At 57.4% G+C, this 4,636-nt stretch carries 5 protein-coding genes; 1 reads left to right on the plus strand and 4 read right to left on the minus strand.

Annotated features, from left to right (window positions below; all coding sequences use genetic code 11):
* Nucleotides 1-52: 52 nt before the first annotated feature.
* The 3 genes from def to ACW9JC_RS28845 form a co-directional block, all read right to left on the minus strand.
* On the minus strand, nt 53-592 hold the full coding sequence (gene def / locus ACW9JC_RS28835; protein ID WP_416126182.1) for a peptide deformylase: 540 nt from the start codon (nt 590-592) through the stop codon (nt 53-55).
* A gap of 2 nt (nt 593-594) precedes the next feature.
* Nucleotides 595-1,554, minus strand: coding sequence for a YihY/virulence factor BrkB family protein (locus ACW9JC_RS28840; RefSeq protein WP_338582573.1), 960 nt, complete (start codon nt 1,552-1,554; stop codon nt 595-597).
* Between the two features lie 177 nt (nt 1,555-1,731).
* Complete coding sequence (locus ACW9JC_RS28845) at nt 1,732-1,923, minus strand: CsbD family protein (protein WP_046816634.1); 192 nt, start codon at nt 1,921-1,923, stop codon at nt 1,732-1,734.
* A 203-nt stretch (nt 1,924-2,126) separates the two neighbouring features.
* Here ACW9JC_RS28845 and ACW9JC_RS28850 point away from each other — a divergent pair, with 203 nt between their 5' ends.
* On the plus strand, nt 2,127-2,504 hold the full coding sequence (locus tag ACW9JC_RS28850; RefSeq protein ID WP_338582574.1) for a hypothetical protein: 378 nt from the start codon (nt 2,127-2,129) through the stop codon (nt 2,502-2,504).
* A gap of 121 nt (nt 2,505-2,625) precedes the next feature.
* Here the strand turns inward: ACW9JC_RS28850 and fadD1 are convergent, their stop codons facing one another.
* The gene (gene fadD1 / locus ACW9JC_RS28855; RefSeq protein ID WP_457459295.1) at nt 2,626-4,326 is read right to left on the minus strand and encodes a long-chain-fatty-acid--CoA ligase FadD1; all 1,701 of its coding nucleotides are present in this window, start codon (nt 4,324-4,326) and stop codon (nt 2,626-2,628) included.
* Nucleotides 4,327-4,636 lie beyond the last annotated feature (310 nt).

Below are 4,636 nucleotides of genomic sequence, written 5' to 3' on the forward strand. Positions count from 1 at the left end.
CTCCTACACGTACACCTGTAGGAGCTGCCGAAGGCTGCGATCTTTCAAAAGCTCAATCGTCAGCGTTCGGATCAAGGTCCGGGAACATCACCTCGGTAAAGCCGAACTTGCTGAAATCGCTGATGCGCGACGGGTATAACCGGCCGATCAGGTGATCGCATTCATGCTGCACCACCCGCGCATGGAATCCCGAGGCGACGCGCACGATCGGTTGCCCCTTTGGATCGAAACCTTCATAGCGAATGTGTTGATAACGCTCAACCGCACCGCGCAGACCGGGCACCGACAGGCAGCCTTCGAAACCTTCTTCCAGCGTCGGGCTCAGCGGTGTGATCAACGGGTTGATCAGGATCGTCTGCGGCACCGCTTCGGCGTCCGGGTAACGTTCGCTGTGCTCGAAACCGAAGATCACCAGTTGCAGGTCCACGCCGATCTGCGGCGCGGCCAGGCCGACACCGCCGACGCTTTCCATGGTCTGGAACATGTCGTCGATCAGTTGCCACAGCTCCGGGCTGTCGAACATTTCGGCCGGCACTGGCGGGGCGATGCGCAGCAGGCGTTCATCGCCCATTTTCAGGATTTCACGAATCATGGTCAGGTTTCGTCAATGGTTGGTTTGGGTTGTGAATGATCACGGCCCAGTCCCGACACGTGGTGTTTTTCCTCATGGACGGGACCCAGCTCGCCGGCAACTTTTTCGCCCGGGTCTTTGCCCTCTCGCGACATGTGCTCGATCACCGCATTCATCTCCGCGCCGAGCAGCAACACGGCGGCGGAAATATAGAAGTACAACAGCAACACGATGATCGCACCGATACTGCCATACATGGCGTTGTAGTTGGCGAACTCCTTGACGTACAACCCGAAGCCCAGCGACGCGATGATCCACACCACCACCGCCAGCACCGAGCCTGGGGTGATGAAGCGAAACTCTTGTTTTACGTCGGGCATGACGTAATAGATCAGCGCCACGGCGACCATCAGCAAGATCACGATCACCGGCCAGCGCGCGATGGTCCAGAGCGTGACGATGAAATACTCAAGGCCGACTTGCGCAGCGATCCAGCTCATGACCTGCGGCCCGAGCACCATCAGCGCAGCGGCGACCAACAGCATGCCGGCGATGCCGACGGTGTAGATGATCGACAGCGGAAAACGCTTCCACGCCGGGCGGCCTTCGACCACATCGTAAGCGGCGTTCATCGCGCTCATCATCAGCCGCACACCAGCGGACGCCGTCCACAGCGCAATCACGATACCCACCGAGAGCAAACCGCCCTTGGACTGCTGGAGCTGGTCGATCACCGGGTTTACCTGTTCCAGTGCCTGGGGCGGCAGCACCAGTTCCGATTGCAGGCGCAGCCACGAGAAGAAGTCCGGCAGGTGCAGGAAGCCGATCAGGGCGATCAGGAACAGGATGAAGGGAAACAGCGAAAACAGCATTTGATAGGCCAGCGCCGAGGCATAGGTCGACATTTCGTCATCGACGAACTCGGTGACCGTGCGCATCATCACACGGTGGATTGGCAGACCTTTCATGTCCGGAAAAATCATTCGCGTCTCCATTCGCCGCAAACAGGATGGGATTGAAATCGTGGCGACTCAGGGGCCGTTTTCATTCATCAAAGTAGCCTACCTGGCGACTTTGAAACAATTTCATCACTCAAGTTCAGGCTGACACAAAAACGGCCATCCGGGGATGGCCGCTTCGTGCTTTTATCAAAGGCCGGATCAAGCCTTGTCGACACCTTTTTTGACGGCATCCTTGGCCTTGCCGACCGCTTGCTGGGCCTCGCCTTTCTTTTCTTGCACCACGCCTTCGGCGCGCATTTTGTCATTACCGGTAGCCTTGCCGACGCCTTGCTTGACGTTGCCGGCGGCTTCGTTGGCCATGCCTTTTACTTTATCGCCAGTGCTGCCCATGGTGATTCTCCTGCGTACATTTCAATGTGAGGAAAAGTGGTTACACAAGGTTGACCGGGAGCGTTTGCGCGGAGTTTCATTTATTTTCAGCACGACATTTCATCGTTCGATGCAGGTTGAGCTTTATGTTTGCCCGGCTACCCTTGAGAATGCGCCACGTATTGGCGCCGTGGCGCTGAAGATCCAATCCCCGCAGGAATGTTATGAAACTCGATAAAAAGCAGGCCATTGCCCGCAGAAACCAGGAACTTGGTGGTGCTGTGCTTGGCGTCAACAACTGCCACTTCACCGAACTGAATCGCAACCGCAATATCTGGTGGTTCGATATTCCGGTGGCGCGTCTGGCCGTTGGTCAGTACGAGTGGATTCACCTGCTGATGCACACCCCGGACACCGACGAACTGCTGCACCTGAAAGTGCCGACGGTGTTCCTGCGCGAGAAGCTCGAAGGCCTGGTAATTCGCAACCAGGGCAAGCGTAAAGCGGCCCTGAGCCTGGAACTGAGCGCCGACAAGGACTCGTATCTACAGGACATGCGTCCGGCGGGCACCAACGTCAACTTCGCGCCGTTCCGTCAATAAAAAGCAAAAGATCGCTGCTTTTGGGAGCTTCTAAAGGAGTGTTGTTGCGCGGTAGGAGCTACCGAAGGCTGCGATCTTTTGATCTTCAACAAAAAGCCCCGCATCTGCGGGGCTTCTTGTTTTACGCGGTGGCTTTCTTCGCGTTGATCTTCTTCAGCTCTTCATCGCGCAGTTCACGACGCAGGATCTTGCCTACGTTGGTGGTCGGCAATGCATCGCGGAACTCCACGGAGCGCGGGACTTTGTAGCCGGTGACGTTGGCGCGCATGTGCTCCATCACCGTTTCCTTGGTCAGGGTCACACCCGGTTTGGCGACGATGAAAATCTTGATCGCCTCGCCCGACTTCTCGTCCGGAACGCCGATGGCCGCGCATTGCAGCACGCCCGGCAGGGTCGCCAGCACGTCTTCGAGCTCGTTCGGGTACACGTTGAAACCGGAGACCAGGATCATGTCCTTCTTGCGATCGACAATGCGCATGTAACCATCCGGCTGGATCAGCGCGATGTCACCGGTCTTCAACCAGCCTTCGCTGTCGAGCATTTCGTCGGTGGCGTCCTGACGCTGCCAGTAGCCCTTCATCACTTGCGGACCTTTCACACACAGCTCGCCGATTTCGCCCATCGGCTGCTCGACACCGGCATCGTTGATGACTTTGCACAGGGTCGATGGCACCGGAATACCGATAGTGCCGATCTGGATGTGCTGGATCGGGTTGACCGTGGCCACCGGGCTGGTTTCGGTCATGCCGTAACCTTCGCAGATGGCGCAACCGGTGACCGCTTTCCAGCGTTCGGCGGCGGCCAGTTGCAGGGCCATGCCGCCGGACAGGGTGACTTTCAGCGCCGAGAAATCCAGCTTGCGGAAGCCTTCGTTGTTGCACAGGGCCACGAACAGGGTGTTGAGGCCGACGAAGCCGCTGAACTTCCACTTCGACAGTTCCTTGACCATCGCCGGCAGGTCGCGCGGGTTGCTGATCAGGATGTTGTGGTTGCCGATCAGCATCATCGCCATGCAATGAAAGGTGAAGGCATAGATGTGGTACAGCGGCAACGGCGTGATCAGCACCTCGCAACCTTCATTGAGGTTGGAGCCCATCAGCGCCTTGCACTGCAACATGTTCGCCACGAGGTTGCGGTGGGTCAGCATCGCGCCCTTGGCCACGCCGGTGGTGCCGCCGGTGTATTGCAGCACCGCCACATCGCTGCTGGCCGGGCTGGCTTCAGCCACTGGCTGGCCATGGCCCTTGCTCAGCACGTCGTTGAACTTGATGGCTTTCGGCAAATGATACGCCGGCACCATCTTCTTCACGTACTTGATGACGCTATTGATCAGCAGGCGCTTGAGCGGCGGCAGCAGGTCGGCGACTTCGGTGACGATCACGTGCTTGACGCCGGTCTTCGGCACCACGGTTTCCGCCAGATGCGCCATGTTGGCCAGGCAAACCAAGGCCTTGGCGCCGGAGTCGTTGAATTGGTGTTCCATTTCCCGCGCGGTGTACAGCGGGTTGGTGTTGACCACGATCAGCCCGGCGCGGATGGCACCGAAGACGGCAACCGGGTACTGCAACACGTTGGGCAATTGCACGGCGATTCGATCGCCCGGCTGCAAATCGGTATGCTGTTGCAGATATGCGGCAAAGGCACCGGACAATTCGTACAGTTCACCGTAGGTGATTGTCTTGCCCAGGTTGCTGAATGCCGGTTTATTGGCGAAGCGTTGGCAGGATTGCTTCAACACTGCCTGAATATTCGGGTACTCGTCTGGATTGATGTCGGCAGCAATTCCAGCTGGGTACTTATCCTTCCAAAAGTCTTCGTTCATGGAAGCCCACTCCTCAGCAACGCGAATTCAGCACCGCATTTGATGCGATTATTATTGGTGTTTGGTCATTGGTGAATCTGGCTGACAGAAGGCCGAGAAGTCACAAAGCGCGCCGAGAGTAGCAGCTTTGCCAAGGGTCGCCTAGAGCCAAAAGCGGCCTCTACAGTCACATTTGTGACTCAAGAATGACAAGCGGTCATTTTAGAGCAAAAAACCTATAAAACTCTGTAGCCCGCAGAAACCGGGGCTTGAAGCAAAAGATCGCAGCCTTCGGCAGCTCCTATGTATGGACTCGCACCCACTGTCTACC

Source organism: Pseudomonas sp. SDO5591_S426 (assembly GCF_054070755.1).

Bases quoted from the DNA above. Each gene is read 5' to 3' on its own strand.
- ACW9JC_RS28850 (WP_338582574.1), top strand. From the start codon at position 2,127: ATGAAACTCGATAAAAAGCAGGCCATTGCCCGCAGAAACCAGGAACTT.
- ACW9JC_RS28840 (WP_338582573.1), bottom strand. From the start codon at position 1,554: ATGATTTTTCCGGACATGAAAGGTCTGCCAATCCACCGTGTGATGATG.
- def (WP_416126182.1), bottom strand. From the start codon at position 592: ATGATTCGTGAAATCCTGAAAATGGGCGATGAACGCCTGCTGCGCATC.
- ACW9JC_RS28845 (WP_046816634.1), bottom strand. From the start codon at position 1,923: ATGGGCAGCACTGGCGATAAAGTAAAAGGCATGGCCAACGAAGCCGCC.
- fadD1 (WP_457459295.1), bottom strand. From the start codon at position 4,326: ATGAACGAAGACTTTTGGAAGGATAAGTACCCAGCTGGAATTGCTGCC.